The following is a 23,572-nucleotide window of genomic DNA, read 5'->3' as shown; positions in this document are numbered from 1 at the left end:
AATCCCGGGGGGGGAAAGGGGGGAGGGGTTTGTGGGGGTTGTGTCTTGCTTCCCGCGCCCCCACGACCCGGCGACCTCAGCTGCGAGCGCCCTGCCGAGCCTGGGTGAACTCCCAAGCGTCCCGCACGATCCCGGCCAGCTCGGTCCGCTCCGGCTTCCACCCCAAGTCCTCACGAGCCCGGTCGCTGGCCGCCACGAGCACCGGCGCACGCCTGACCGCCGCAAGCCCGCGGCGGTCAGGTCCGAGCACAGCCGCCATCCAGCCACAGCCGCGAACTCAACTTCGCGCGGCCGTCGAGCCCGGGTCCGAGCGCAGCCGATTCCCGCCGGCCGCAAGCCCCGCGGCTGGCCGACCTCAGCTGCGAGCGCCCTGCCGAGACTGGGTGAACTGCCAAGCGTCCCGCACGATCCCGGTCAGCTCGGTCCGCTCCGGCTTCCACCCCAAGTCCTCACGAGCCCGGTCACTGGCCGCCACGAGCACCGACGGATCACCCGCCCGTCGCGGCGCCACCGCCGCCGGGATCGGGTGGCCCGTGACCTCACGGCAAGCCTCGATCACCTGCAGAACGGAGAACCCCGTGCCGTTGCCCAAGTTGTAGATGCGGTGCGCACCCGCCGTCGCGCTCTTCAGGGCCAGTAGGTGCGCGTCCGCGAGGTCCACCACGTGGATGTAGTCGCGGACCGCCGTGTGGTCCGGCGTCGGGTAGTCGTCGCCGAAGATCTGGATCTTTTCGCGGTCGCCCGTGGCGACCTGGAGGACGAGAGGGATGAGATGGGTTTCCGTGGTGTGGCGCTCCCCGAACGCGCCGTAAGCGCCCGCGACGTTGAAGTACCGCAGGCTCACCGCGGCCAGGCCGTGCGCGCCGGCGAAGCTGGTGATCGCGTGGTCGATCGCGAGCTTCGTGGCGCCGTAGGTGTTGGTCGGCCGGGCCGGGGCGGACTCCGGGATCGGCGACTGCTCCGGCTCGCCGTAGGTCGCCGCCGTCGAGGAGAACACCAGGCGCGGCGTGCCGTGCTCGCGCATGGCCTCGAGCAGCCGCAGCGACGTGACGACGTTGCCTTCCCAGTACTTCGCCGGCTCCGTCATCGACTCGCCGACCAGCGACTTGGCCGCGAAGTGCAGCACGCCGTCGAAGCCCTCGCGCAGCAGGCTGCCCGCCACCTCGGCGGCGTCGCCCTCGACGAACCGCGCGTCCGGGTGGACGGCGTCGGCGTGGCCGGTGGACAGGTCGTCGACGACCGTGACCTGGTGCCCGGCCTCGATCAGCCGGGCGGCGCAGACACTGCCGACGTACCCGGCTCCGCCCGTCACGACCAGCTTCAGGGCGTTGCTCTGCTCCGACACATCCAGGCCTTCCTGCCGAGGTTGATGACTGTCCTCGCCAGTCTTCCCCCTCGGCAGCGTGCGGGTCCGCCCGGGGCCTCAGACCTCGTCGCGACCGGCGCCGCGCGACGGCACCGCGGTGAACATCCGCGGCCGCCGGTAGCCGGCCTTCTCGTACGCCGCTTCGACGGCCGCCTTGACCCCGTCCAGGTCGGCGTCACGCACCAGCGCGATCGCCGAACCGCCGAAGCCGCCACCGGTCATCCGGGAGCCGAGGGCGCCGGCCTCCCGCGCCGAGTCGACCGCGAGGTCCAGCTCGGCCGTGGAGATCCGGTAGTCGTCGCGCATGCTGACGTGCGAAGCGTCCAGGTACGGGCCGATGTCGGCCAGCCGGCCGGCCCGCAGCAGCTCCACCGTGTCGAGCACCCGCTGGTTCTCGGTGACGACGTGCCGGACGAGCGGCACCAGGTCCTCGGGCAGCCGGTCGAGAGCCGCGGAAAGCCCCTCGACGGTGATGTCGCGCAGCGCCGTCACCTCGAGCAGCTCCGCGGCGCGCTCGGTGCCGCGGCGACGTTCGCCGTACCCGCCCTCGGCGTGCGAGTGCTTGGTGCGGGTGTCCATGATCAGCACCTGCAGCCCGGCGTCGGCCAGGCCGAAGGGCACCTGCTCCTGCTCGCCGGAGCGCACGTCGAGGAACAGGACGTGGGACTCGGTGCAGCAGAGGGACGCCGTCTGGTCGAGCAGGCCGGTGGGCGCGCCGACGAAGTCGTTTTCGGAGCGCTGGACCCACCGCGCCACCTGGGGCCGCGTCGGGACGCGCTCGCCGGGCACGCCGAGCTCCAGCCCGGCCAGGCCGAGCAACGCCAGCGACACCGCGCACTCGAGCGCGTGAGAGGAGGACAGCCCCGCTCCCGACGGCACGTCCCCGGCGACGACCAGGTCGGCGCCGGCCGTGAAGCCCTGGTCGCGCATGACCCAGGCGACCCCGGCCGGGTACGCGGCCCACCCCTCGACGGCGCCCGGCGCCAGGTCGGCGATCTTGAGCTCGCCGGAGCGCTGGAGCTGGCCGTCGTCGCCCAGGGTGGCCACGGACAGCACGCCGTCCTCGCGGGGCGCCGCCGCCGCGGCCAGGCGGTGCGGCAGGGCGAACGGCAGCACGAAGCCGTCGTTGTAGTCGGTGTGCTCGCCGATCAGGTTGACGCGCCCGGGCGCGGACCACACGCCGGCGGGCGCGACTCCGTGGACCGTGCGGAACGCCGCCACGGCCTCCGAAGCGGGGCTCACCTGGCCTGCGCCAGGACTGCGTGCAGCGCGGAGCTGGCGACCTGGGCGGTGTTGTCGCCGCCGGTGACCTCGACGGTGCCGCCGTTGGCCTTGCCGATGGTGACCGTGCCGCCCGGCACGATGCCGACGGACTTGAGCTCGGTCATCAGCGACTCGTCCAGCTGGACGTGCTCGGCGATGCGCCGGATCTCGACGCGGCCGCCGCCGGTGCGGGCGAACTCGTCCAGGCGGACGAGGTCGGCCTCCGCGGGCGGGGCCGGGTCGCCGTCGCCCAGCTTGTCCAGGCCGGGGATCGGGTTGCCGTAGGGGGAGGTGGTCGGGTGGTCGAGCAGCTTGACCAGCTTGCGCTCGACGGCCTCGCTCATCACGTGCTCCCACCGGCACGCCTCGTTGTGCACGTGCTCCCACTCGAGCCCGATGACGTCGACGAGGAGGCGCTCGGCCAGGCGGTGCTTGCGCATGACGGCGATGGCCAGCTCGCGGCCGTGGTCGGTCAGCTGGAGGTGCCGGTCGTCGGCGACCACGACGAGGCCGTCGCGCTCCATCCGGGCGACGGTCTGGCTCACGGTCGGTCCGCTCTGCTGCAGGCGCTCGGCGATGCGGGCGCGCAGCGGAACGACACCTTCTTCTTCGAGCTCGTAGATAGTACGCAAGTACATCTCGGTGGTGTCGATGAGATCGTTCACGCTGTCCCCTTCGTCCGCGTTGCTCATCGTAGTCGTTGACCCCGACAGCGGCGGCGGGCCTTGGGGATAACAACTCGCCGGTGACGGATATGTCCGCACCCCGGCGCGGCCGGGCGGGCGGCCGCTGGAAGATGGGAGGCATGCGTCCGCTGATCAGCACCACCGACCTCGCCGCCGCGCTGGCCGGCCCGGCCGGGGACCGGCCCGTGGTCCTCGACGTCCGCTGGCGGCTCGCCGGCCCGCCCGGCGCCGATTCCCACCGCGAGGGCCACGTGCCCGGCGCGGTCTTCACCGACCTCGACCGCGTGCTCGCGGGCGAGCCGGGCGAGGGTGGCCGGCACCCGCTGCCCGACCCGGCCGACCTGCAGCGCGACCTGCGCGCGGCCGGCGTCCGGACGGGCGCGCCGGTGGTGGTCTACGACGACGCCGACGGCTCGGTGGCCGCGCGGGCGTGGTGGCTGCTGCGCTGGGCCGGTCATGACGAGGTCGCGGTGCTCGACGGTGGTTACGCTGCGTGGACAGCCGACGGTCTCCCGGTGAGCAAGGAGCAGCCGCGGCCCGAGCCGGGGGACATCACGGTCCGGCCGGGCGGCCTGCCGGTGCTCGACGCGGACGAGGCCGCGGCCCTGGCCCGCGACGGCCTGCTCCTGGACGCGCGCGCGAACCCCCGCTACACGGGCGAGACCGAGCCGGTCGACCCGCGCGCGGGCCACATCCCGGGCGCGGTGAACGCCCCGTTCGCAGGCCACACGACCGACGACGGCCACTGGCGCGCGCCCGAGGAGCTGGCCGCCAGGTTCGCGGACCTGGGCCTGCGCCCTGGCGAGCCGGTCGGCGCGTACTGCGGTTCGGGGGTGACGGCGAGTTCGGTGGTCCTCGCCCTGGAGCTGGCAGGCCACCCGGGCGCGGGGCTGTACGCGGGCTCGTGGTCCCACTGGTCCCGCGACCCACAGCGCCCAGCGGCGACGGGCGACCTCCCGGGCTGAGGACCCGCGAACCGACCGAGCCGTCGCCGACCGGCGGGCGGCCGCCCGCCGGTGGGCCGCCTTCGCCGTGGGTGGGCTACCCCGTGCCCGGCACTTCCGGTCCACGCGTTCCCCCGATCGGCACTAGAGTCGAGCGCATGTCGCCGGCCGTCGTTTGGGACTCCGCCCTTCTCGGTTATGACCTGGGTGGGGACCACCCGTTCAACCCCGTCCGGCTGGAGCTCACCGTCCGGCTGGCCACCGAACTCGGCGTGCTCGACGACGTCCCGCTCCTCATCCCCACCGGGGCCGGCGACGAGGAGCTCCTCCGGGTTCACGCTCCCGAATACATCGCCGCCGTGCGGGAGGCGCCGCTCGTCGGGTGGGATGTCGGGCACGGGCTCGGGACCGCCGACAACCCCGTCTTCTCCGACATGCACGACGCCTCCGCCCTCGTCGTCGGCTCGACGCTGCTCGCCGCCCGGAAGATCGCCGAAGGCGAGGCCACCCGGGCCGTCAACATCGCCGGCGGGCTGCACCACGCCATGCGCGACCAGGCTTCCGGCTTCTGCGTCTACAACGACTGCGCCGTCGCCATCTCGTGGCTGCTCGACCACGGCTTCGAGCGCATCGCCTACATCGACACCGACGTCCACCACGGCGACGGCGTCCAGGCCGCCTTCTACGACGACCCCCGCGTCCTCACCATCTCGATGCACCAGCACCCCTTCACGCTCTGGCCGGGCACCGGCTACTCCGCCGAGACCGGCCGCGGGAAGGCCGACGGCACCGCGGTCAACGTCCCGCTGCCGCCGCGCACCCGCGATCCCGGGTGGCTGCGCGCCTTCAACGCCGTCGTTCCCTCACTCCTCGCCGACTTCGAGCCGCAGCTGCTGTTCACCCAGTGCGGCGTCGACTCGCACGAGGAAGACCCCCTGGCCGACCTGTCCCTGTCCGTCGACGGGCACCGCACCATCTACGCCACCCTCCGCGACCTCGCCGAGACGTACGCGGGCGGCAAGTGGATCGCCGTCGGCGGGGGCGGCTACCAGCTGATCCGCGTCGTCCCGCGGTCGTGGACGCACCTGATCGCCACCGTCCTCGACCGGGACGTCGCCCCGGCGACGCCGCTGCCGCCCGGCTGGGTCTCCACCGTCACCAAGGCCGCGCCGAACGCCGAGCTGCCGCAGGCGATGACCGACGACCGCGAGACCGAGTTCAAGCCGTGGGGCGACGGCGAGGACGACCCGGTGGACGTCGCCGTCCGGGACACCCGCCGCGCCGTCTTCCCCCTGCACGGCCTCGACCCGGACGACCCCAGGGACTGACGATGGCCGGCCGGGATCCTTTCGACTACCCCCGCGACTGGGAGGCCGACGTCGTGCTGTCCGACGGCGGCACCGTCCACCTGCGACCGATCGTCCCCACCGACGCCGACGGCCTGGTCGCCTTCCACGGCAAGCTTTCCGAGCGCACGCGGTACTTCCGCTACTTCGGCGCCTACCCGCGCATTCCCGAGAAGGACCTGAAGCGCTTCTCGACGGTCGATCACCACGACCGCGTCGCGTTCGCCGCCTTCCTCGGCGACGACATCGTCGCGGTCGGCCGGTACGAACGGCTCGACCACGGCCCGTCGGCGGAGGTCGCCTTCGTCGTCAGCGACGCGCACCAGGGCCGCGGGCTCGGCTCGATCCTGCTGGAGCACCTCGCCGCGGCCGCCTCCGAGTGCGGGCTGCGCCGGTTCGTCGCCGAGGTGCTCGCCGAGAACGCCGCCATGGTGCGGGTCTTCCGCGACGCCGGCTACCAGGTCAGCCGCGAGATCGAGGAAGGCGTGCTGCACCTGGAGTTCGACATCGACCCGACCGAGGAGTCCCTCGCGGTCGCCCGCTCCCGGGAGCAGGCCGCCGAGGCGCGCAGCGTGCACAACCTGCTGCACCCGACGTCGGTCGCGGTGATCGGCGCGTCCGCCGAGCCGGGCAAGGTCGGGCACGTCGCCTTCGCGAACCTCCTGGCCGCCGCGTTCACCGGCACCGTCTACCCGGTCAACCCGGAGCACCGCTCGGTCCGGGGCGTCCGCGCGTACCCGTCGGTGCTGGACATCCCGGACCCGGTCGACCTGGCCGTCGTGGCGGTGCCCGCCGAGTCCGTCGAGTCCGTTTTGGACGCTTGTCTCGCGAAGGGCGTCAAGACGCTGCTGATCCTCTCCAGCGGCTTCGCCGAAGCCGGGCCGCACGGCCTGCACGCCGAGCTGCGGCTGGTCGGCGAAGCGCGGGCGCACGGCATGCGCGTTGTCGGCCCGAACGCGCTCGGCGTGCTCAACACCGCGCCCGGCATCCGCCTCAACGCCACTCTCGCGCCGCGCCTGCCCGTGCGCGGGCGCACCGGGTTCTTCTGCCAGTCCGGCGCCCTGGGCACCGCGATCCTCGCCGACGCCGAGTCGCGCGGGCTCGGCCTGTCGACGTTCGTCTCGGCCGGCAACCGCGCCGACGTCTCCGGCAACGACCTGTTGCAGTACTGGGAAACCGACCCGGACACCGACCTCGTCCTGCTGTACCTCGAGTCGTTCGGCAACCCGCGCAAGTTCGCGCGGCTGGCGCGCCGCCTGGCCCGGACGAAGCCGATCGTCGCGGTGAAGTCGGGGCGGCACGCGGTCCGCCCGCAGCTGGCCGCGACGTCGACCGAGATCGACGAGGCCAGCGTGCAGGCCCTGTTCGAGCAGGCCGGCGTCGTACGGGTGGAGTCACTGGCGCAGCTGTTCGACACCGCGCTCGTGTTCGCCCACCAGCCGCTGCCCGCCGGGCCGCGGATCGGCATCGTCGGCAACTCCAGCGCGATCGGGCTGCTGGCCGCCGACACCGCGCGGATGCAGGGGCTGCGGCTGGCGTTCGACCCGGTCGACGTCGGCCCGCAGGCCGGTCCGGACGACTTCGCCAAGGCGGTCGGCGAGGCGCTCACGTCGCCGGACACCGACGCGCTGGTCGTCGTGTTCGCCCCGCCGGTGGCGATCCCCGGCACGGCGTACGCGCGCGCCCTGCGCGAAACCGTGGTCGAACTCGGGCAGCGCAAGCCGATCGTCTCGACGTTCCTCGCCGCCGAAGGCGTTCCCGACGAGCTGGCCGTCTCGACCGGCGACGGCGTCCCGACCCGCGGCTCGATCCCGTCGTACCCGAGCCCGGAACGCGCCGTCAACTCGCTCGCCAGGGTCGTCCGGTACGCGGCCTGGCGGCAGCGCCCGCAGGGCACGCTGGTGCGGCCGGCCGGGATCCACACCGAACAGGCGCAAGGGCTCGTGCGGGAACTGCTCGACGCGGAGAGCGGCAAGACGACGCTGCTGTCCGACACCGACGTCGTGCGGCTGCTGGGCTGCTACGGCATCGACGTCGTCCCGTTCCGCGTCGCGTCCACAGTGGACGAAGCCGTCGCGGCGGCGGCCGAGCTGGGTTATCCGGTGACGCTCAAGGCCGTCGACGAGCGGCTGCGCGGCCGGCCCGACCTGGCGGGCGTGCGGCTCGACCTGGCGTCGGCCGACTCGGTGCGCACCGCCTACGAAACGCTGCGCGAGATCTCCGGCGACGACGACGTGTACGTCCAGCGGATGGCCCCGAAGGGCCTGTCGTGCGTGATCGGGCTGCAGGACGACCCGTCGTTCGGCACGCTCGTGTCGTTCGGGCTGTCCGGGCTGGTCAGCACGCTGCTGGGCGACCGCGCGTACCGGGCGGTGCCGCTCACCGACGTCGACGCGGCCACGCTGCTGCGCGAGCCGCGGACGGCGCCGCTGCTCACCGGCTACCGCGGCGACGAGCCCGCCGACCTCGCCGCCCTGCAGGACATGGTGCTGCGCGTCGCCGCGCTGGCCGAGGACAACCCGGAGGTGCGTTCGCTGGTGCTCGACCCGATCCTGGCGTCGCCGGACGGCGCCTTCGTCGCCAACGCCCGACTCGTGCTGGGGCCGCCGCCGTCGCGGCCCGACACCGGCCCGCGGCGCCTGCGCGCCATCAACCCCCTGGACTGACCATGCCGACCTTGACCGAGGTGCTCAGCAAGCACATCGAGGACGTCCCGGGCGCGGTGGCGCTCGTCGCGCACGGCGGACAGCTCGAAGTGGCGGCCGTGGGTTCGGCCGACACCGAGGGCACCGTGCCGATGGCGCGCGACTCGCTGTTCCGGATCGCGTCGCTGACCAAGCCGATCGTCGCCGCGGCGGTCCTGCTGCTCGTCGACGACGGCGAGCTCGCGCTGGACGACCCGATTGCGCGGTGGCTGCCGGAGCTGGCGTCGCCGGTGGTCGTGCGGACGCCGGCCGGGCCGGTCGACGACGTCGTGCCCGCCGTCCGCCCGATCACCGTGGCCGACCTGCTGACGTTCCGCTGCGGGTACGGCCTCGCGGCGGACATGACGCTGCCCGCGGTCGACCTGCTGCTGCAGGTGCTGGGCCACCCGGCGGCGGCCCCGCGGGCGCTGGCGCCGGACGAGTGGCTGGCCGCGCTGGCGCAGGTGCCGCTGCTGCACCAGCCGGGGGAGGCGTGGCTGTACGACACCGGGTCCGACATCCAGGGCGCGCTGATCGCGCGGGTGGCGGGCCGGTCGCTGCCGGAGTTCCTGGCGGAGCGGGTGTTCGAGCCGCTGGGCATGGCCGACACGGGGTTCGCGGTGCCGACCGCCGCGCTGGGCCGGTTCACCAGCGCGTACCGGCCCGGCGAGAGCGGGCTGCGGCTGATCGACTCGCCGGAGGGCCGGTGGAGCAGCGCGCCGGCGTTCCCGTCCGGCGCGGCGGGCTTGGTCTCGACGGCCGACGACCTGCTCAAGTTCGCCCGGTTCCTGCTGGACGAAGGCACGGTCGACGGCCACCGGCTGCTGACGGCGCAGTCGGTGCACGGGATGACGACCGACCACCTGACGCCGGCCCAGCGCGAGGCCGGGCGGCTGTTCCTGCGCGGCCAGGGCTGGGGCTACGGCGGATCGGTCGACGTCCGGGCGACGCGGCCGTGGGAGGTCCCGGGCCGCTACGGCTGGGTCGGCGGCGCAGGCACGGCCTGGCACCTCCACCCGGCGACGGGCACGGTGACGGTGTTGCTGACGCAGGTGGAGATGACGAGCCCGGAGCCGACGCCGCTGATGCAGGAGTTCTGGCAGTACGCGGCCGAGCGCTGACGGCCAGGGGACTGGCTGCCAGCGGGACCGTCGCCACTACGTCGAACGCGGCCAGGGTTTCACTGATCTTCGCGCGGCCCGCGCGGATCCGCGCGAGCGCCTCGCCGCACCTGCGGGCCGGACACCCCGAGCCCGAGCCGGAACCGGCCGCCGGACTGGTTGTCCAGGGTGGCGGCCGTCATCGCGGTCATCGTCGGCCGGCGTGCCTCTCCGGCCAGTTCGAGACTCGCCACAAACTACCGGTCTTCAGGGGTGGGGCAGGGGTGCCGATCACCCGGCCAGCAGGTTCCCGAGCGCCAGCAGCTGCGGGGTCGCCGGGCCCAGCTCGAACTCGAGGCGTTTCGCGGCCGTGAAGTAGCGGTGCACCTCGTGGTCGACGTCGATGCCGACGCCGCCGTGGACGTGCACCGTCGTGTGGGCCACGCGGTGTCCCGCTTCCGCGGCCCAGAACTTGGCCGTCGCCACCGCTTCCGCCGCGGGCAGGTCCGAAGCCAGCTGCCAGGCGGCCTGCAGCGACGTCAGCCGGACGGCCTCGACGTCGACGTAGGCGTCCGCGAGGCGCTGGCGGACCGCCTGGAAACCGCCGATGACGTGGTCGAACTGCTTGCGCTCGGCCGCGTACGCCGCCGTCAGCTCCAGGGCTCGCTCGACGACGCCGAGCTGCTGCGCGCACACGCCGGCTGTCCCGCGCAGGCGCAGCCACTCGCCGATGTCGCCCAGCGACGTCCCGGGCACGTCGGAAAGCTCCAACAGGCACGCATCGGCGTGGTCGGTCGTCCGCTGCGGCCGCACCGAGACCCCGGGCGCGGCCGCGTCGACCAGGAAGACCTCGTCTCCGGCGGCGACCAGGAAACCGTGGGCGAAGGCGCCGAACGCGACCGCGGACCGCGAACCGGACAACTGGCCGCCGGACGCGGTGAACCCGGACAGCGCCACCGCTAGAACACGTTCTCCTCGCAGCACCGGCAGCACCCAGCGGTCCACCAGCTCCGGCGTGCCGAACTCGGCCAGCGCCGACGCCGCCATCGTGATCGACGGCAGGTACGGGACGCCCGCCACCGCACGGCCGATCTCGGTGAGCACCGCGCACTGCTCCAGCAGGCCGAACCCGCCGCCGCCCAGCGACGACGGCAGGGCCGCGTCGAGCACGCCCGCCTGGCCCAGCGCCGTCCACAGTGGAGCGTCGAAGCCGCCGGTGCCGTGCGGGTCGTGGGTGGCCTTGCCGGCAATGATCCGCCGGGTCAGCGCGGCCAGGTCGGCCGACGCCTCCGAAGGGGTGAAGTCCATGGAACGCTCCTAGCGCGTGACGGGCAGGCCGAGGGCGGTCGCGGCGATCATGTCCCGCTGGATCTCGTTGGTGCCGCCGCCGAAGGTGAGGATCAGCGCCGACCGGTGCAGCCGCTCGATCCGCCCGGCCAGCACCGCACCCGGCGAGCCGTCGCGGACGACGGCGGCCGCGCCGAGCACCTCCATCAGCAGCCGGTAGGCCTCGATCGCGAACTCCGTGCCGTACACCTTCGTCGCCGACGCCTCGGCCGGCCCGAGGTCGCTCGCCGCGGCGGCCCAGGCGATCCGCCAGTTCCGCAGCTTCAGGTACTCCGCGCCGGCGTGCACGCGCGCGAGGTGCAGCCGCACCCATTCCTGGTCGATGGCGCCGGTTTCCTTCGCCCATTCGAGGACGTCGGCGAGCGCCTTGCGGACGGGCGCCGACGACGTCAGTGCGACGCGCTCGTGGTTGAGCTGGTTGGTGATCAGCGGCCAGCCCGCGTTCTCCTCGGCGACGCGCGCCGACACCGGCACGCGCACTTCGTCGTAGTACGTCGCGCTCGTGCCCGCGCCCGCGACCGTGTGCACCTTCGTCCACGAAAACCCCGAAGACGATGTCGGCACGATCAGGATCGACAGCCCGCGGTGCTTCTTCGCGTCCGGATCGGTCCGGACGGCGAGCCACACGTAGTCGGCGTACTCGATCAGGCTCGTCCACATCTTCTGCCCGGTGACGACGTACTCGTCGCCGTCGCGCACCGCGCGCGTCCGCAGTGACGCGAGGTCGGTGCCGGCCTCCGGTTCGGAGTAGCCGATCGAGAAGTGCAGTTCGCCCGCGGCGATCTTCGGCAGGTAGAACGCCTTCTGCTCGTCGGTGCCGTAGCGCATGATGGTCGGCCCGACGGTGTTGACCGTGAGGAAGGGGACCGGCACCCCGGCGATCGCCGCTTCGTCGGTGAAGATGAGCTGGTCGAGCATCGGCCGGCCCTGCCCGCCGTACTCCTTCGGCCAGCCCAGTGCCAGCCAGCCGTCCTTGCCCAGCTGCCGGACGATCTCCTTGTACGCCAAGCCGTCGCCGTACTCGCCACCGCCCGCGCGCAGGCTCTCCCGCCGCTCCGGCGTCATCAGCTCGGCGAAGTACTCCCGAAGCTCCGCGGCCAGCGCGCGCTGCTCCGGTGTGTAGTCGATCCGCACCCGTCACCTCGATCCGGCGTTATAGTAGAACCTGTTCTAGTTGTACCAGGACTCACGCGGCGGAGGAAGCATGGAGATCGGCGTCGATCGTTCGCTCTGCGAGGCGAACGCGGTGTGTGTCGGGTTCGCGCCGGACGTCTTCGACCTGGACGACGACGAAGAGCTCGTCATCCAGCCGGGCCCGGTACCGGCCGGTCGGATAGAACAAGTTACAGATGCGGTCAAAGGATGCCCAAGGAACGCCCTGTTCATCGCCAGTTAGCACTGTTCACTGAACCCCTTGCGGAGAGCAAGAACAGATTCTAGTGTAGGCGCGGTCACAGGACTCGATGAGGAGGCCTCGCGTGAGCCTGATCGGCAGGACAGCGATCGTAACCGGCGCCGCCGCCGGACTGGGACGGGCCGAAGCGCTCGCCCTCGCCGCGCGCGGGGCCACCGTCGTCGTCAACGACATCACCGAGGCGAAGGACGTCGTCGAAGAGATCGAAGGCGCCGGTGGCAAGGCCGTCGCGGTGGCCGGTGACGTCGGCGACCGGGCCACCGCGGACACGCTCGTGGCCGCCGCGCTCGACCTCGGCGGGCTCGACATCGTGGTCAACAACGCGGGCGTGCTGCGCGACAAGATGCTCTTCTCGATGTCCGACGACGAGTGGGACACCGTCCTGCGCGTCCACCTGCGCGGGCACTTCCTGTTGTCCCGCAACGCCACGAAGTACTGGCGCGACAAGTCCAAAGCGGACGGACAGCCGGTGTACGGGCGCCTGGTCAACACCGCGTCCGAAGCCTTCCTCATCGGCTCGCCCGGCCAGCCCAACTACGCCGCGGCGAAGGCCGGCATCACCGCGCTCACCATGTCGGCCGCCCGCGGCCTGGCCAAGTACGGCGTCCGCGCCAACGCGATCTGCCCGCGGGCGCGGACGGCGATGACCGAGGGCGTGTTCGGTGCTCCTCCCGCCGAGGGCGCCGACCCGCTCTCGGTCGAGCACGTCGCCCCCTTCGTCGCCTACCTCGCCTCGCCCGCGGCCGAGCACGTCAACGGCCAGGTGTTCGTCGTCCACGGCGGCACGGTCGCCCTGGTCGAGCCGCCGCGGATCGAGCACCGCTGGTCCCTCGGCGAGCTCGAGACGTCGGTCAGCGCCTTCTTCGCCGGCCGCGACCCCGGCCGGATGTTCGCCGCCACCGAGATCCTGGGAGAGTCATGAGGCTGGACGGGAAGATCGCCCTGATCACCGGTGCGGCGCGCGGCCAGGGCGCCGCGGCCGCACGCGCGTTCGTCGCCGAGGGCGCGAAGGTGGTGATCGCCGACATCCTCGATGACGAGGGCAAGCAGCTCGCCGCCGAACTGGGGGAGCAGGCCGTCTACCAGCACCTCGATGTCGGCAGCGAGGACGACTGGGCGGCCGCGGTCGAGCGGGCCGCGACCGAGTTCGGCGCGCCGAACGTGCTGGTCAACAACGCGGGGATCCTCCATTTCTCGGAACTCGGCAAGACGAAGCTGGCCGATTACGAACGCGTCATCCGGGTGAACCAGATCGGGGCGTTTCTCGGGATGCGCTCGGTCGTTGAACCGATGACCGCCGCCGGCGGTGGCTCCATCGTCAACGTGTCCTCTGTGGAGGGACTGGCCGGGATGCCCTTCCTGATCGCCTACACGGCGAGCAAGTTCGCGATCCGCGGGATGACCAAGGTCGCCGCGATGGAGCTCGGCAAGAAGCACATCCGCGTCAACTCGGTCCACCCCGGCGCGATCGACACGCAGATGGTCGAGACCGCGGCGGGCGGGCAGAAAGTCGACATGTCGTACGTCGGGAAGAAGGTCGCGCTCGGCCGCGTCGGGCAGCCGGAGGACATCGCGAAGCTCGTCCTATTCCTGGCCAGCGACGAAAGCGCGTACTGCACGGGAGCGGAGTTCGTCGCGGACGGCGGGGCCACGGCGTCGCACGCGCTCAACCTCAGTTTCTGACTTGATCAGTTAACACCGCTAACGAAAATCGGGCACCGGGTATGGAGAACACTCGGAGGTCAGCGACGACCTACTGGGAGGTGTGGTGAGCGGAAGTACCGGCACGCTCCCGGGAACCGCGGCCCTGACCCAGGTCGGCCGCCTCGCGACGCTCTCCTGGGAGGTCCTGCGGGCGATCTTCAAACGCCCGTTCCAGTTCCGCGAGTGGATCCAGCAGTGCTGGTTCTTCGCCAGCGTCACGATCCTGCCGACCGCGCTGGTCGCCATCCCGTTCGGCGCGGTGATCGCGTTGCAGCTCGGTTCGCTGACCGCGCAGATCGGCGCGCAGTCGTTCACCGGCGCGGCCAGCGCACTGGCGATCGTCCAGCAGGCCAGCCCGCTGATCACCGCGCTGCTCGTCGCGGGCGCCGGCGGCAGCGCCGTCTGCGCGGACATCGGCGCGCGCAAGATCCGCGAAGAGATCGACGCCATGGAGGTCCTCGGCGTCAACCCGATCCAGCGCCTGATCGTGCCGCGCGTGCTCGCCGCGATGGTCGTTTCGGTGCTGCTCAACGGCTTGGTCAGCGTGGTCGGCGTCCTCGGCGGCTACTTCTTCAACGTCGTCCTGCAGGGCGGCACGCCCGGCGCGTACCTGGCCAGCTTCAACGCGCTGGCCCAGGTGCCCGACCTCTGGGTCAGCGAGATCAAGGCCCTGATGTACGGCTTCGTCGCCGGGGTCGTCGCGGCGTTCCGCGGGCTGAACCCGCCGCCCGGGCCGAAGGGCGTCGGCGACGCCGTCAACCAGGCCGTCGTCATCACGTTCCTGCTGCTGTTCCTCATCAACGTCGTGCTCACCGCGATCTACCTGCGGATCGTCCCGCCGAAGGCCATGTGATGACGGCCGAACCCCTCGACACCACCGACCGGACGCTCGAGTACATCGCGCGTCCGGGCCAGAGCCTCGAAGGACTCGGGAAGCAGCTCGCCTTCGCCGCGAAAGCGCTCGCCTGGTCGCCGCGCACGATCCGGCGCTACGGCCGGGAAACCCTGCGGCTGCTCACCGAAGTCTGCTTCGGCACCGGCGGCCTCGCCGTCATCGGCGGCACGCTCGGCGTGATGATCGGGATGACGCTGTTCACCGGTCTCATCGTCGGCCTCCAGGGCTATTCCGCGCTCAACCAGCTCGGCACGGCCGCACTCACCGGGTTCATCTCCGCCTACTTCAACACCCGCGAAGTCGCGCCGCTCTCGGCCGGCCTCGCGTTGAGCGCGACCGTCGGCTGCGGCTTCACCGCCCAGCTCGGCGCGATGCGGATCTCCGAGGAGATCGACGCGCTCGAAGTCATGGGCGTGCCGAGCATGCCGTACCTGGTGACGACGCGGGTGCTCGCCGGCGTCGCCGCGGTGATCCCGCTGTACGCGGTGGGCCTGCTTTCGAGCTACCTCGCGTCGCGGCAGATCACCATCTGGCTCTACGGCCAGTCCGCGGGCACCTACGACCACTACTTCACGCTGTTCCTGCCACCCGGCGACGTCCTCTGGTCGTTCGGGAAGGTGATCGTGTTCAGCGCGCTGGTGATCCTGTCCCATTGCTACTACGGCTTCAACGCCAGCGGCGGCCCGGCCGGCGTCGGCGTCGCGGTGGGCCGCGCGGTGCGGACGTCGATCGTCCTGATCTCGGTGCTGGACTTCTTCTTGTCCCTCGCGATCTGGGGCGCGAACACGACGGTGAGGATCTCCGGATGAGGCGCGAGCTCCGGCAGCGGCTCCGGTACCAGGTGCTGGGGCTCGCCTTCCTGCTCGTGGCCGCGTTGTTCATCGCGTGCACCCTCGCCGTCTACAACAAGGCGTTCACGCCGGTGACGCTCGTGAAGCTGGAGACCGATCGCGTCGGCAGCCAGCTGCGCACCGGCGGCGACGTCAAGGTCCGCGGCATGCTCGTCGGCGAGGTCCGCTCGGTGCTGGCGAAGGGTGACCACGCCGAGCTGGAGCTGGCCCTGGACCCGGACAAGACGCACGTCATCCCGAAGAACGTCTCCGCGCGGCTGCTGCCGAAGACGCTCTTCGGCGAGCGGTACGTCGCCCTGCAGCTGCCCGAGACTTCGCAAGGCCCGATCAAGGCCGGCGACGTCATCCCGCAGGACCGCAGCAGCGCGGCGATCGAGCTGCAGAAGGTCCTCGACGACGTCATGCCGCTGCTGCAGGCCGTTCAGCCGGAGAAGCTGGCGAGCACGCTGACGGCGGTGTCGACCGCGCTCGAAGGCCGCGGCAAGCAGCTCGGCCAGACCCTCGTGCAGCTCAGCGACTACCTCGGCAAGCTGAACCCCTCGCTGCCGGACGTCAAGGCCGACATCACCGGCCTCGCGAACGTCGCGAACACCTACGACAAGGCCGCGCCGGACCTGCTGCAGGCGCTGTCGGACCTGACGACGACGAGCCGGACGATCGTCGACCAGCGCGCGCAGCTGACCGACCTCTACGCCACGGTGACCGCGGCTTCGGTGGACCTGACGAGCTTCCTGCAGGTCAACAAGGACAACCTGATCCGGCTCACCACGGCGATCCAGCCGACGCTCGACGTCCTCGCGAAGTACGCGCCCGAGTACCCGTGCCTGATGCGGCAGCTCGCGGAGTCCGTGCCGCGCGCGGAGCTGGCGTTCGGCAAGGGCACCGCGCACCCCGAGGTCAGCCGGGTCACCATCGAGTTCGCCGCCAGCCGCGGCAAGTACCTCCCCGGCGTCGACGAGCCGAAGTACGAGGACAAGCGCGGCCCGCGCTGCTACCCGAGCGTCCCGCACCCCGGGGTGTGGCCGCAGTACCCGCCGGACGGCGCCATCAAGGACGGCTCCACCAAGCCCCCGCCGCCGAAGTACCCGCCCGAGACGCTGCCCGCCGGCGGCGGCGCGATCGGCGGGAGCGGCACGATCGTCGGCTCGGCCTACGAAAACGACCTGATCGACCTGCTCGCCTCGCCCGCGCTCGGCACTTCGCCCGGTGACGTGCCGGGCTGGGCCGGCCTGATCGTCGGGCCGCTGTACCGCGGGGCGGAGGTGGAGCTGAAGTGAGGAGCTTCGTCCCGTCCCTCGTCAAGCTCACGGTGTTCGCCGTCGTCACCGTGCTGCTCACCGGGATCCTGGCGGCCACCATCGCGAACACGAACTTCGGCGAGACGTCCGGTTACCTCGCGAAGTTCACCGACGCGTCCGGGCTCAAGGAAGGCGACGACGTCCGCATCGCCGGCGTCAAGGTCGGCCAGGTCGACACCATCGAGGTTGTCGAAGGCGAGCGGAACCTGGCGCAGGTGCGCTTCGACGTCGAGCACGCCTACCGGCTGCCGGAGACGGTGACCGCGACCATCAAGTACCGCAACCTCGTCGGCCAGCGCTACCTCGCGCTCGGCACCGACGTCCCGGGCGATCGCGCGTTGCCGGACGGCGGCACGATCCCGCCGGAGCGCACCAAACCCGCGTTGAACCTGACCGTGCTGTTCAACGGCTTCAAGCCGCTGTTCAAGGCGCTCAGCCCGAAGGACGTCAACCAGCTCTCGGCCGAGATCATCAGCGTCTTCCAGGGCGAGGGCGGCACGATCACCAGCCTGCTGCAGCACACCGCGTCCCTGACGACGGCGATCGCGAGCAAGGACCAGGTGATCGGGCAGGTCATCGCGAACCTCAACACCGTGCTCGGCACGGTCAACGCCCACGGCCCGCAGCTCGGCGACCTCATCGAGCAGACGCAGAAGCTGGTCAGCGGCCTGGCCGAGCAGCGCAAGCCGATCGGCGACGCGGTCAGCGCGCTCGGCGACCTCGCCGTGTCCACGACCGGCCTGCTCGCCGACGCGCGGCCGGCGCTGAAGGACGACGTCGCTCAGCTCGGCGTGCTGTCGCAGAACCTCGGCGACTCCGGAGAGCTGATCAACCACCTCCTCGAGGTGCTGCCGGGCAACCTGCAGAAGTTCACCCGGACGCTGAGCTACGGCAGCTGGTTCAACTACTACCTGTGCGGGATCACCGGCACCATCGGCATTTCCTCGCTCGACATCACCGTGCCGATCGTCCCCATCCCCGGCACCCAGCGCGCGGAGAGGTGTGGTCCGTGAAGCCGCTGAAGGATCGCAACCAGGCAGGCGTCGGCGCGGTCGCGCTCGTGCTGATCGTGCTCGTCACGGCAACGACGTACTTCTCCGACCAGCTCCCGTTCTTCGGCAACGGCACGACGTACTCGGCGTACTTCGGCGAGTCCGCCGGGCTGGCCCCGGACAACGAGGTCGAGGTCGCCGGGGTCAAGGTCGGCACGGTGTCGTCGGTGAAGCTGGCCGGCAAGCAGGTGCTGGTCCGCTTCCGCGTCAAGGACGTCCGGGTCGGCGACGCGACGACCGCGTCCATCGAGATCAAGACGCTGCTGGGGGAGAAGTACCTCGCGCTCGACCCGAAGGGCGACGGCACGCAGCAGCCCGACTCGACGATCCCGCAGGCCCGCACGCGCACGCCGTTCCAGCTGCAGGACGCTTTCGAGCAGCTGTCGACGACAGTCGGCGATATCGACACGAAGCAGCTCGCGGACAGCTTCAACGCGTTGTCCGACAGCCTCAAGGACAGCCCGCAGTACCTGAAGGACACGCTGACCGGCTTGTCGTCGCTGGCTCGCACCGTCTCCTCCCGCGACGCCGACTTGCACACATTGCTGGCCAACACGAGCCAGGTGTCGAAGACGCTGTCCGACCGCAACGCCCAGCTCCAGCGCGTGATCAGCGACGGCAACCTGCTGCTCACCGAGCTGCAGAACCGCAAGAAGGCGATCAACGCGCTGCTCACCGGCACCCAGCAGCTCTCGCAGCAGCTCACCGGGCTCGTCCAGGACAACCGCGCGCAGCTCAAACCCACGCTGGACAAGCTCGGGAAGGTGACCGACATCCTGCAGCGCAACCAGGGCAACCTCGACAAGAGCCTGCAGCTGATGGCGCCGTTCGCCCGCGTCGGCGCGAACGCGACCGGCAACGGCCGCTGGTTCGAGGGCTACCTGTGCGGCCTGCTGCCGCCGACGATCAACGCCGGCGTCGTCACCATCAACCCCGAAGGCTGCACGCCGCCGATCGCGGCGCCGAACCAGGGGGTGGGCCGCCGATGACCATCCGCACCTACCGCGGCCGCAGCCTCGTGACGTGGCTGGCGTTCGCCTGCGTCCTGGCGCTGGTGGTCACCGCCGGGCTGTGGCTGGTGTTCCGTGCTTCGACGGGCACCACGTTGTCGGCGTACTTCGGCAAGACGGTCGGGCTCTACGCGGGCTCGTCGGTGCGGGTGCTCGGCGTGCCGGTCGGGCAGGTCACCGACGTCACGCCGCAAGGCGACGCCGTGCGCGTGGACATGCGCGTCGACGACGTGTCCCTGCCCGCCGGCGTCGGCGCGGTGGTCGTCGCGCCGAGCCTGGTCAGCGACCGGTACGTCCAGCTGACCCCGGCGTACGACAGCGGGCCGACCCTGGCGACGGGAACGGTCCTGCCGCGCGACCGCACGGCGACGCCGGTGGAACTGGACGACCTGTACTCGAGCCTGGACAAGCTGTCGACGGCGCTGGGACCCAACGGCGCCAACAAGGACGGCGCGCTGTCCGGCGTCCTGGACACCGCGGCGAACACGTTGAAGGGCAACGGTGCTTCGCTGAACTCGACGGTCGGGCAGCTCGCCGAGCTGGCCAAGACCCTCGACGGCTCGAAGGACGACCTGTTCTCGACCGTGCAGAACCTCAACTCCTTCACCGGCGCCTTGGCGCAGAGCGACCAGCAGCTCAACGAGTTCTACGGGCGCGTCGCCGACGTCAGCCAGTTCCTCGCGGCGGACTCTTCCGACGTCGGGGCGGCCTTGCAGTCCCTCGGCGGGGCGCTCGGCGACGTGCAGCAGTTCGTCAACGACAACAAGGGCGCGCTGGAGTCCAATGTGGACAAGCTGGCGTCGCTGTCGAAGGTCCTGGTCGACCAGCGGGCCTCGCTCGCCGAGGTGCTCGACATCGCGCCGACCGGCGCGACCAACTTCATCAACTCCTACGACGCGGCGTCCGGCACCATCGCCGTCCGCGACAACCTGAACGAGCTGACCAACCCGCCGATCCTCACCGTCTGCCGGCTGATCAGCTCGTTCACGCCGAAGCAGATCCCGGACACGCTGGGGAACATCTGCAAGCAGCTGGCGCCGGTCCTCGACGGGGCGTTGAAGCTGCCGACCATCCCGCAGGTGATCAACTCCTTGGAGAACGGGACGCTTCCGCCGCTGCCACTTCCGCTCGTCGACGTCATGGAACAGCTTTCGGGCGGTGCGAAGTGAAGCGGTTCGCAGGTGTGCTCGCCGGGTTGCTCGTGCTGGCCGGCTGCAGCGACGGCGGGTTCAACGGCCTCTACGGCACGCCGCTGCCGGGCGGCGCCGACGTCGGCGACCACCCGTACCACGTGACCGCGTTGTTCACCGACGTCCTGGACCTGGTGCCGCAGTCCAGCGTCAAGGTCAACGACGTCGCCGTCGGACGGGTCGACAAGGTCACGCTGACGCCGGACACGCGGTCCGCGCTGGTCGCGATGACCGTCAACGGCGACATCGCGCTGCCCGCGAACGCGCGGGCCGAGCTGAAGCAGTCGTCACTCCTGGGCGAGAAGTTCGTCGAGCTGAGCGTGCCGACGGCCGAGCCCGCCACCGGTCACCTCGGCGACGGCGCGCAGATCCCGCTCGGGCGCACCAACCGCAACCCCGAGGTCGAGGAGGTGCTCGGCGCGCTTTCCCTGCTGCTCAACGGCGGCGGCGTCGAGCAGATCCAGAAGATCAGCCACGAGCTGAACGACGCGCTGTCCGGCAACGAGCCGGAGATCCGCGCGCTGCTGTCCCGAGTGGACGAACTGGCGACCCAGCTCGACGGGCACCGCACCGAGATCCTCCGCGCGATCGACGGGCTCGGGAAGCTGTCCCACACGTTGGCCGGACAGACGCAGAACCTGTCGAACGCGCTCGACAACCTCGCGCCGGGCCTGAAGATCGTCACCGACCAACGCGACCAGCTGGTCGGGATGCTGAACGCGCTCAACACGCTCTCCGGCGTCGCCGTCGACACCGTGACGAAGAGCCGCGACGAGCTCGTCGCGAACCTCAAGGCGCTGCAGCCGACGCTGACGAAGCTCGGCGAAGCGGGTTCCAACCTGCCGAACGCGTTGCAGATCCTGCTGACCTACCCGTTCCCGGACTACGCGGGCAACGTGATCAAGGGTGACTACGCGAACGTCGAGGCCAACGTGAACCTCGACCTGGACACGCTGATCTCGAACTTCACGAACTCGTCGCAGCCGCCGATCGCGTTGCCGTCCGGGCAGCCGTCCGCCGTCGCGCCACCGCTGCCGTTGCCCGACCTCGGTTCGGTTCCGCAGTCGGCGGGGCCGAACCTGCTGGGCGGCCTGCTCGGCCTGATCGGGGGCGGCAAGTGACCACCCGCAAGATCCGGATCCAGCTGTTCGCGTTCGTCGTGATCGCGGTGGTGTCGGTCGTCTACGCCGGCGGCCACTACGCCGGGCTGGACCGGCTCTTCGGCAACCGCGGCTACGTCGTCACCGCGCAGCTGGCCGACTCCGGCGGCATCTTCGTCAACTCCGAGGTCGCCTACCGCGGCGTGACGGTCGGGCGGGTGACGTCGATGACGCTCACCGAGCACGGCGTCGACGTCGCGCTCGACATCGACGCGGGGGCCCCGGACATCCCGGCCGACGCGCACGCGCAGGTGGCGAACCGGTCGGCGGTGGGGGAGCAGTTCGTCGACCTCCTTCCCCTGCACAACGGTGGGCCGTTCCTGAAGGACGGCTCGGTGATCACGGTGGACAAGACGTCGCTGCCGCCGTCGCCGGACACGGTGCTCACGCATTTGGACGATCTCGTCGCGAGCGTGCACCCGGAGTCGCTGCGGACGGTCGTCGACGAGACGTACAACGCGTTCGCCGGCGCGGGGCCGGAACTGCAGCAGCTGCTGGACAGCACGGGTTCCCTGACCGCCGTCGCCGCGCAGTACGTCCCGCAGACGCAGGGGTTGCTGTCGAACTCGCGGGTGGTGCTGGACACGCAGCAGCGGCAAGCGGCGAACATCACGGACTTCGCATCCGGGTTGCGCACGATTGCGGGCCAGCTCAAGAAGTCCGATCCGGACCTGCGGCGGGTGATCGCGGAGGCGCCGAGGCTGAGCCGGCAGATCAGCGACGTGCTCGCGGCGTCCGGCACCGACCTGGGCGTGCTGTTCGCGAACCTGCTGACCACCGCGCAGATCACGTCGTCCCGTCGCGACTCCCTCGAGGAACTGCTCGTGGCGTACCCGATCATCGGGGCGTTCTCGCCGTCGACGTCCCCGGACGGCACGGGGCACTTGGGCGTGGTGTTCAACTTCTTCGACCCGGCTTCGTGCACGAAGGGGTACGAGGGGACGAAGCAGCGTCCGGCGAACGATGAGACCGAGGCGCCGGTGAACATGAACGCGTACTGCGCCGAGCCGCCGGGCAGCCCGACGGGGGTGCGCGGTGCCCAGAACGCGCCTTACGCCGGGAAACCGCCGGCGATTCCGGCGGCCCCTTCACAGACTGCGTCGGCGCCTTCGCAGGCTCAGCTGCCGGGGATGTTGAGCCTGCTTACTGGTCCTTCTTCCGGTGGCCTTGGCCGGTTGTTGGGCGCGCCGTGAAGATTCTGATCGTGGCCGCGGTGCTTTCGGTTTTGGCAGCCGCGTTTTCGGGCTGGTCTTGGTGGCGGGCGGCCGCCGACGATTCCTTCGCCCGCGGCCGGGAGCGTGACGCGGTCCTGGCGGCGGCGGGCCCGGAGCTGGTGACGCTGAACACGATCGACTACCGCTCGGCCGGCGCGGACGTGGACCGCTGGATCGCGGCTACCACGGGGCAATACGGAAAAGACCTTTCAGGCGACCGTCAGTTGCAGATCGACCGGGCTTCCACTGCGCGTACGGTGTCTTCGGCGTCGCTGGTTCAGGCGGCGGTGACGGATATCGACGTCTCTCGTGGGACCGCGCGGCTTTTGGCGGTGCTGGACGTCCGGGTTTCTTCGGGTGGTGGCGCTGCTTCGCCGCGTTTGAACCGGTTGACTGTAGACGTTTCTCGTTCCGCTGACGGCTGGAAGATCTCGGGCGTTCAGGCGGCCGGGTCATGAGGCGGCTTCTGCTGGCGATCGTGGTGGTTGCTCTGGGCTGCGCGGTGTGGTTCGGCGTCGAGACGGCTTCGCTTTCTCCTGGGGACAACCAGGCTTTGGTGGATTCCGCTGGGACTGCTTCCGTTTCCGCCGAGGTCAGTGATGCCGTGAAGTCGGTTTTTTCTTATGACTACGCGAATCTGGCTCGGACCGAGCGCGCGGCTTCCCAGGTTTTGACTGGCGATGCCGTTCGTCAGTATCAGGACCAGTTTTCTTCGGCTCGGACTCGTGCTGCTGCGGAGAAACTGGTTCGGACTACTACGGTTCGGGCTGTGGGGGTTCGGTCGTTGGTGGGGGATGATGCTTCGCTCTTGTTGTTCTTGGATCAGCAGACTGTTACTCAGGGTGGGGGAGCGCCCTCGTCTTCCGTTGCTCAGTTGGCTGTTACTGCTCGGCGGGTTGATGGGCATTGGAAGCTTGCTTCTTTGACTGCGCTGTAGGAGTTGTTTCTCGGCTCTAAGGGCTTGTCTCATTTGGCGAGTTTCTTGTAGCAGGTGATGGCGGCGGCGAGGGTAAGGAAGGCGAGGTAGTGGGTGGGTTTGCGTTCGTAG

At 70.9% G+C, this 23,572-nt stretch carries 22 protein-coding genes and 2 pseudogenes; 17 read left to right on the top strand and 7 right to left on the bottom strand.

Annotated elements, in window-relative coordinates:
- Positions 1-76: 76 nt before the first annotated feature.
- The 4 genes and pseudogenes from ACZ7OH_RS50460 to ACZ7OH_RS50445 form a co-directional block, all read right to left on the bottom strand.
- Positions 77-220 (bottom strand): annotated as a pseudogene (locus ACZ7OH_RS50460) (UDP-glucose 4-epimerase GalE); the annotation flags it as partial.
- Between the two features lie 135 nt (positions 221-355).
- Entirely contained in the window at positions 356-1,345 is a 990-nt protein-coding gene (galE, locus tag ACZ7OH_RS50455) for a UDP-glucose 4-epimerase GalE (RefSeq protein ID WP_470287484.1), read from the bottom strand.
- Positions 1,346-1,423: 78 nt separating this feature from the next.
- Entirely contained in the window at positions 1,424-2,608 is a 1,185-nt protein-coding gene (galK, locus tag ACZ7OH_RS50450; protein ID WP_470287483.1) for a galactokinase, read from the bottom strand.
- Entirely contained in the window at positions 2,605-3,321 is a 717-nt protein-coding gene (locus ACZ7OH_RS50445) for an iron-dependent transcriptional repressor DtxR (RefSeq protein WP_470287482.1), read from the bottom strand. Before ACZ7OH_RS50445 ends, galK begins: the two co-directional genes overlap by 4 nt.
- Before the next feature lie 113 nt (positions 3,322-3,434).
- Between ACZ7OH_RS50445 and ACZ7OH_RS50440 the strand changes: the two genes are divergently transcribed.
- The 4 genes from ACZ7OH_RS50440 (at position 3,435) to ACZ7OH_RS50425 (ending at position 9,410) form a co-directional block, all read left to right on the top strand.
- On the top strand, positions 3,435-4,280 hold the full coding sequence (locus ACZ7OH_RS50440) for a sulfurtransferase (protein WP_470287481.1): 846 nt from the start codon (positions 3,435-3,437) through the stop codon (positions 4,278-4,280).
- A 137-nt stretch (positions 4,281-4,417) separates the two neighbouring features.
- On the top strand, positions 4,418-5,587 hold the full coding sequence (locus ACZ7OH_RS50435) for an acetoin utilization protein AcuC (protein WP_470287480.1): 1,170 nt from the start codon (positions 4,418-4,420) through the stop codon (positions 5,585-5,587).
- A 2-nt stretch (positions 5,588-5,589) separates the two neighbouring features.
- On the top strand, positions 5,590-8,271 hold the full coding sequence (locus ACZ7OH_RS50430; protein WP_470287479.1) for a bifunctional acetate--CoA ligase family protein/GNAT family N-acetyltransferase: 2,682 nt from the start codon (positions 5,590-5,592) through the stop codon (positions 8,269-8,271).
- A 2-nt stretch (positions 8,272-8,273) separates the two neighbouring features.
- Positions 8,274-9,410, top strand: coding sequence for a serine hydrolase domain-containing protein (locus ACZ7OH_RS50425; RefSeq protein WP_470287478.1), 1,137 nt, complete (start codon positions 8,274-8,276; stop codon positions 9,408-9,410).
- An 83-nt stretch (positions 9,411-9,493) separates the two neighbouring features.
- Here ACZ7OH_RS50425 and ACZ7OH_RS50420 read toward each other — a convergent pair.
- The 3 genes and pseudogenes from ACZ7OH_RS50420 to ACZ7OH_RS50410 form a co-directional block, all read right to left on the bottom strand.
- A pseudogene (locus ACZ7OH_RS50420) lies at positions 9,494-9,622 on the bottom strand (LLM class flavin-dependent oxidoreductase); the annotation flags it as partial.
- A gap of 58 nt (positions 9,623-9,680) precedes the next feature.
- Positions 9,681-10,697 carry an acyl-CoA dehydrogenase family protein gene (locus ACZ7OH_RS50415; protein ID WP_470287477.1) on the bottom strand — a complete coding sequence of 339 codons (1,017 nt, stop codon included), beginning with the start codon at positions 10,695-10,697 and terminating at the stop codon, positions 9,681-9,683.
- 9 nt (positions 10,698-10,706) lie between these two features.
- Positions 10,707-11,870, bottom strand: coding sequence for an acyl-CoA dehydrogenase family protein (locus ACZ7OH_RS50410; RefSeq protein ID WP_470287476.1), 1,164 nt, complete (start codon positions 11,868-11,870; stop codon positions 10,707-10,709).
- Between the two features lie 70 nt (positions 11,871-11,940).
- On the opposite strand from ACZ7OH_RS50410, the gene ACZ7OH_RS50405 reads away from it, so the two are divergent.
- The 13 genes from ACZ7OH_RS50405 (at position 11,941) to ACZ7OH_RS50345 (ending at position 23,461) form a co-directional block, all read left to right on the top strand.
- Complete coding sequence (locus ACZ7OH_RS50405) at positions 11,941-12,132, top strand: ferredoxin (RefSeq protein WP_470287475.1); 192 nt, start codon at positions 11,941-11,943, stop codon at positions 12,130-12,132.
- A gap of 82 nt (positions 12,133-12,214) precedes the next feature.
- Positions 12,215-13,072 (top strand): 3-oxoacyl-ACP reductase, encoded by an 858-nt coding sequence (locus tag ACZ7OH_RS50400; protein ID WP_470287474.1) that lies wholly within the window; start codon positions 12,215-12,217, stop codon positions 13,070-13,072.
- Positions 13,069-13,833, top strand: coding sequence for a glucose 1-dehydrogenase (locus ACZ7OH_RS50395; RefSeq protein WP_470287473.1), 765 nt, complete (start codon positions 13,069-13,071; stop codon positions 13,831-13,833). Before ACZ7OH_RS50400 ends, ACZ7OH_RS50395 begins: the two co-directional genes overlap by 4 nt.
- An 85-nt stretch (positions 13,834-13,918) precedes the next feature.
- Positions 13,919-14,707, top strand: coding sequence for an MlaE family ABC transporter permease (locus tag ACZ7OH_RS50390; protein ID WP_470287472.1), 789 nt, complete (start codon positions 13,919-13,921; stop codon positions 14,705-14,707).
- Positions 14,707-15,558, top strand: coding sequence for an MlaE family ABC transporter permease (locus ACZ7OH_RS50385; protein WP_400889376.1), 852 nt, complete (start codon positions 14,707-14,709; stop codon positions 15,556-15,558). The genes ACZ7OH_RS50390 and ACZ7OH_RS50385 overlap by 1 nt, the downstream gene beginning before the upstream one ends.
- A complete protein-coding gene (locus ACZ7OH_RS50380) occupies positions 15,555-16,877 on the top strand; it encodes an MCE family protein (protein WP_470287471.1) in 1,323 nt (440 codons plus the stop codon). Before ACZ7OH_RS50385 ends, ACZ7OH_RS50380 begins: the two co-directional genes overlap by 4 nt.
- The gene (locus tag ACZ7OH_RS50375) at positions 16,874-17,911 is read left to right on the top strand and encodes an MCE family protein (RefSeq protein ID WP_470287470.1); all 1,038 of its coding nucleotides are present in this window, start codon (positions 16,874-16,876) and stop codon (positions 17,909-17,911) included. The genes ACZ7OH_RS50380 and ACZ7OH_RS50375 overlap by 4 nt, the downstream gene beginning before the upstream one ends.
- The gene (locus ACZ7OH_RS50370; protein ID WP_400889382.1) at positions 17,908-18,939 is read left to right on the top strand and encodes an MlaD family protein; all 1,032 of its coding nucleotides are present in this window, start codon (positions 17,908-17,910) and stop codon (positions 18,937-18,939) included. Before ACZ7OH_RS50375 ends, ACZ7OH_RS50370 begins: the two co-directional genes overlap by 4 nt.
- The gene (locus ACZ7OH_RS50365; protein WP_470287469.1) at positions 18,936-20,129 is read left to right on the top strand and encodes an MCE family protein; all 1,194 of its coding nucleotides are present in this window, start codon (positions 18,936-18,938) and stop codon (positions 20,127-20,129) included. The genes ACZ7OH_RS50370 and ACZ7OH_RS50365 overlap by 4 nt, the downstream gene beginning before the upstream one ends.
- Positions 20,126-21,271 carry an MCE family protein gene (locus ACZ7OH_RS50360; RefSeq protein ID WP_400889386.1) on the top strand — a complete coding sequence of 382 codons (1,146 nt, stop codon included), beginning with the start codon at positions 20,126-20,128 and terminating at the stop codon, positions 21,269-21,271. The genes ACZ7OH_RS50365 and ACZ7OH_RS50360 overlap by 4 nt, the downstream gene beginning before the upstream one ends.
- Positions 21,268-22,503 carry an MCE family protein gene (locus tag ACZ7OH_RS50355; protein ID WP_470287468.1) on the top strand — a complete coding sequence of 412 codons (1,236 nt, stop codon included), beginning with the start codon at positions 21,268-21,270 and terminating at the stop codon, positions 22,501-22,503. The genes ACZ7OH_RS50360 and ACZ7OH_RS50355 overlap by 4 nt, the downstream gene beginning before the upstream one ends.
- Positions 22,500-22,982: a hypothetical protein gene (locus ACZ7OH_RS50350; protein ID WP_470287467.1), complete on the top strand. Its 483-nt coding sequence runs from the start codon at positions 22,500-22,502 to the stop codon at positions 22,980-22,982. The genes ACZ7OH_RS50355 and ACZ7OH_RS50350 overlap by 4 nt, the downstream gene beginning before the upstream one ends.
- Positions 22,979-23,461, top strand: a complete 483-nt coding sequence (locus tag ACZ7OH_RS50345) for a hypothetical protein (protein ID WP_470287466.1) — start codon at positions 22,979-22,981, stop codon at positions 23,459-23,461. The genes ACZ7OH_RS50350 and ACZ7OH_RS50345 overlap by 4 nt, the downstream gene beginning before the upstream one ends.
- Positions 23,462-23,572: the final 111 nt, after the last annotated feature.

It is taken from the genome of Amycolatopsis sp. NPDC114478 (genome assembly GCF_055633805.1).
This window is presented reverse-complemented; position numbering and strand designations above follow the sequence as displayed.

Excerpts from the sequence above, each read along its gene's own strand:
- ACZ7OH_RS50440 (WP_470287481.1), top strand. The coding sequence starts at position 3,435 with ATGCGTCCGCTGATCAGCACCACCGACCTCGCCGCCGCGCTGGCCGGC.
- ACZ7OH_RS50435 (WP_470287480.1), top strand. The coding sequence starts at position 4,418 with ATGTCGCCGGCCGTCGTTTGGGACTCCGCCCTTCTCGGTTATGACCTG.
- ACZ7OH_RS50430 (WP_470287479.1), top strand. The coding sequence starts at position 5,590 with ATGGCCGGCCGGGATCCTTTCGACTACCCCCGCGACTGGGAGGCCGAC.
- ACZ7OH_RS50405 (WP_470287475.1), top strand. The coding sequence starts at position 11,941 with ATGGAGATCGGCGTCGATCGTTCGCTCTGCGAGGCGAACGCGGTGTGT.
- ACZ7OH_RS50345 (WP_470287466.1), top strand. The coding sequence starts at position 22,979 with ATGAGGCGGCTTCTGCTGGCGATCGTGGTGGTTGCTCTGGGCTGCGCG.
- ACZ7OH_RS50395 (WP_470287473.1), top strand. The coding sequence starts at position 13,069 with ATGAGGCTGGACGGGAAGATCGCCCTGATCACCGGTGCGGCGCGCGGC.
- ACZ7OH_RS50445 (WP_470287482.1), bottom strand. The coding sequence starts at position 3,321 with ATGAGCAACGCGGACGAAGGGGACAGCGTGAACGATCTCATCGACACC.
- ACZ7OH_RS50415 (WP_470287477.1), bottom strand. The coding sequence starts at position 10,697 with ATGGACTTCACCCCTTCGGAGGCGTCGGCCGACCTGGCCGCGCTGACC.
- ACZ7OH_RS50385 (WP_400889376.1), top strand. The coding sequence starts at position 14,707 with ATGACGGCCGAACCCCTCGACACCACCGACCGGACGCTCGAGTACATC.
- ACZ7OH_RS50365 (WP_470287469.1), top strand. The coding sequence starts at position 18,936 with ATGACCATCCGCACCTACCGCGGCCGCAGCCTCGTGACGTGGCTGGCG.
- ACZ7OH_RS50425 (WP_470287478.1), top strand. The coding sequence starts at position 8,274 with ATGCCGACCTTGACCGAGGTGCTCAGCAAGCACATCGAGGACGTCCCG.
- ACZ7OH_RS50380 (WP_470287471.1), top strand. The coding sequence starts at position 15,555 with ATGAGGCGCGAGCTCCGGCAGCGGCTCCGGTACCAGGTGCTGGGGCTC.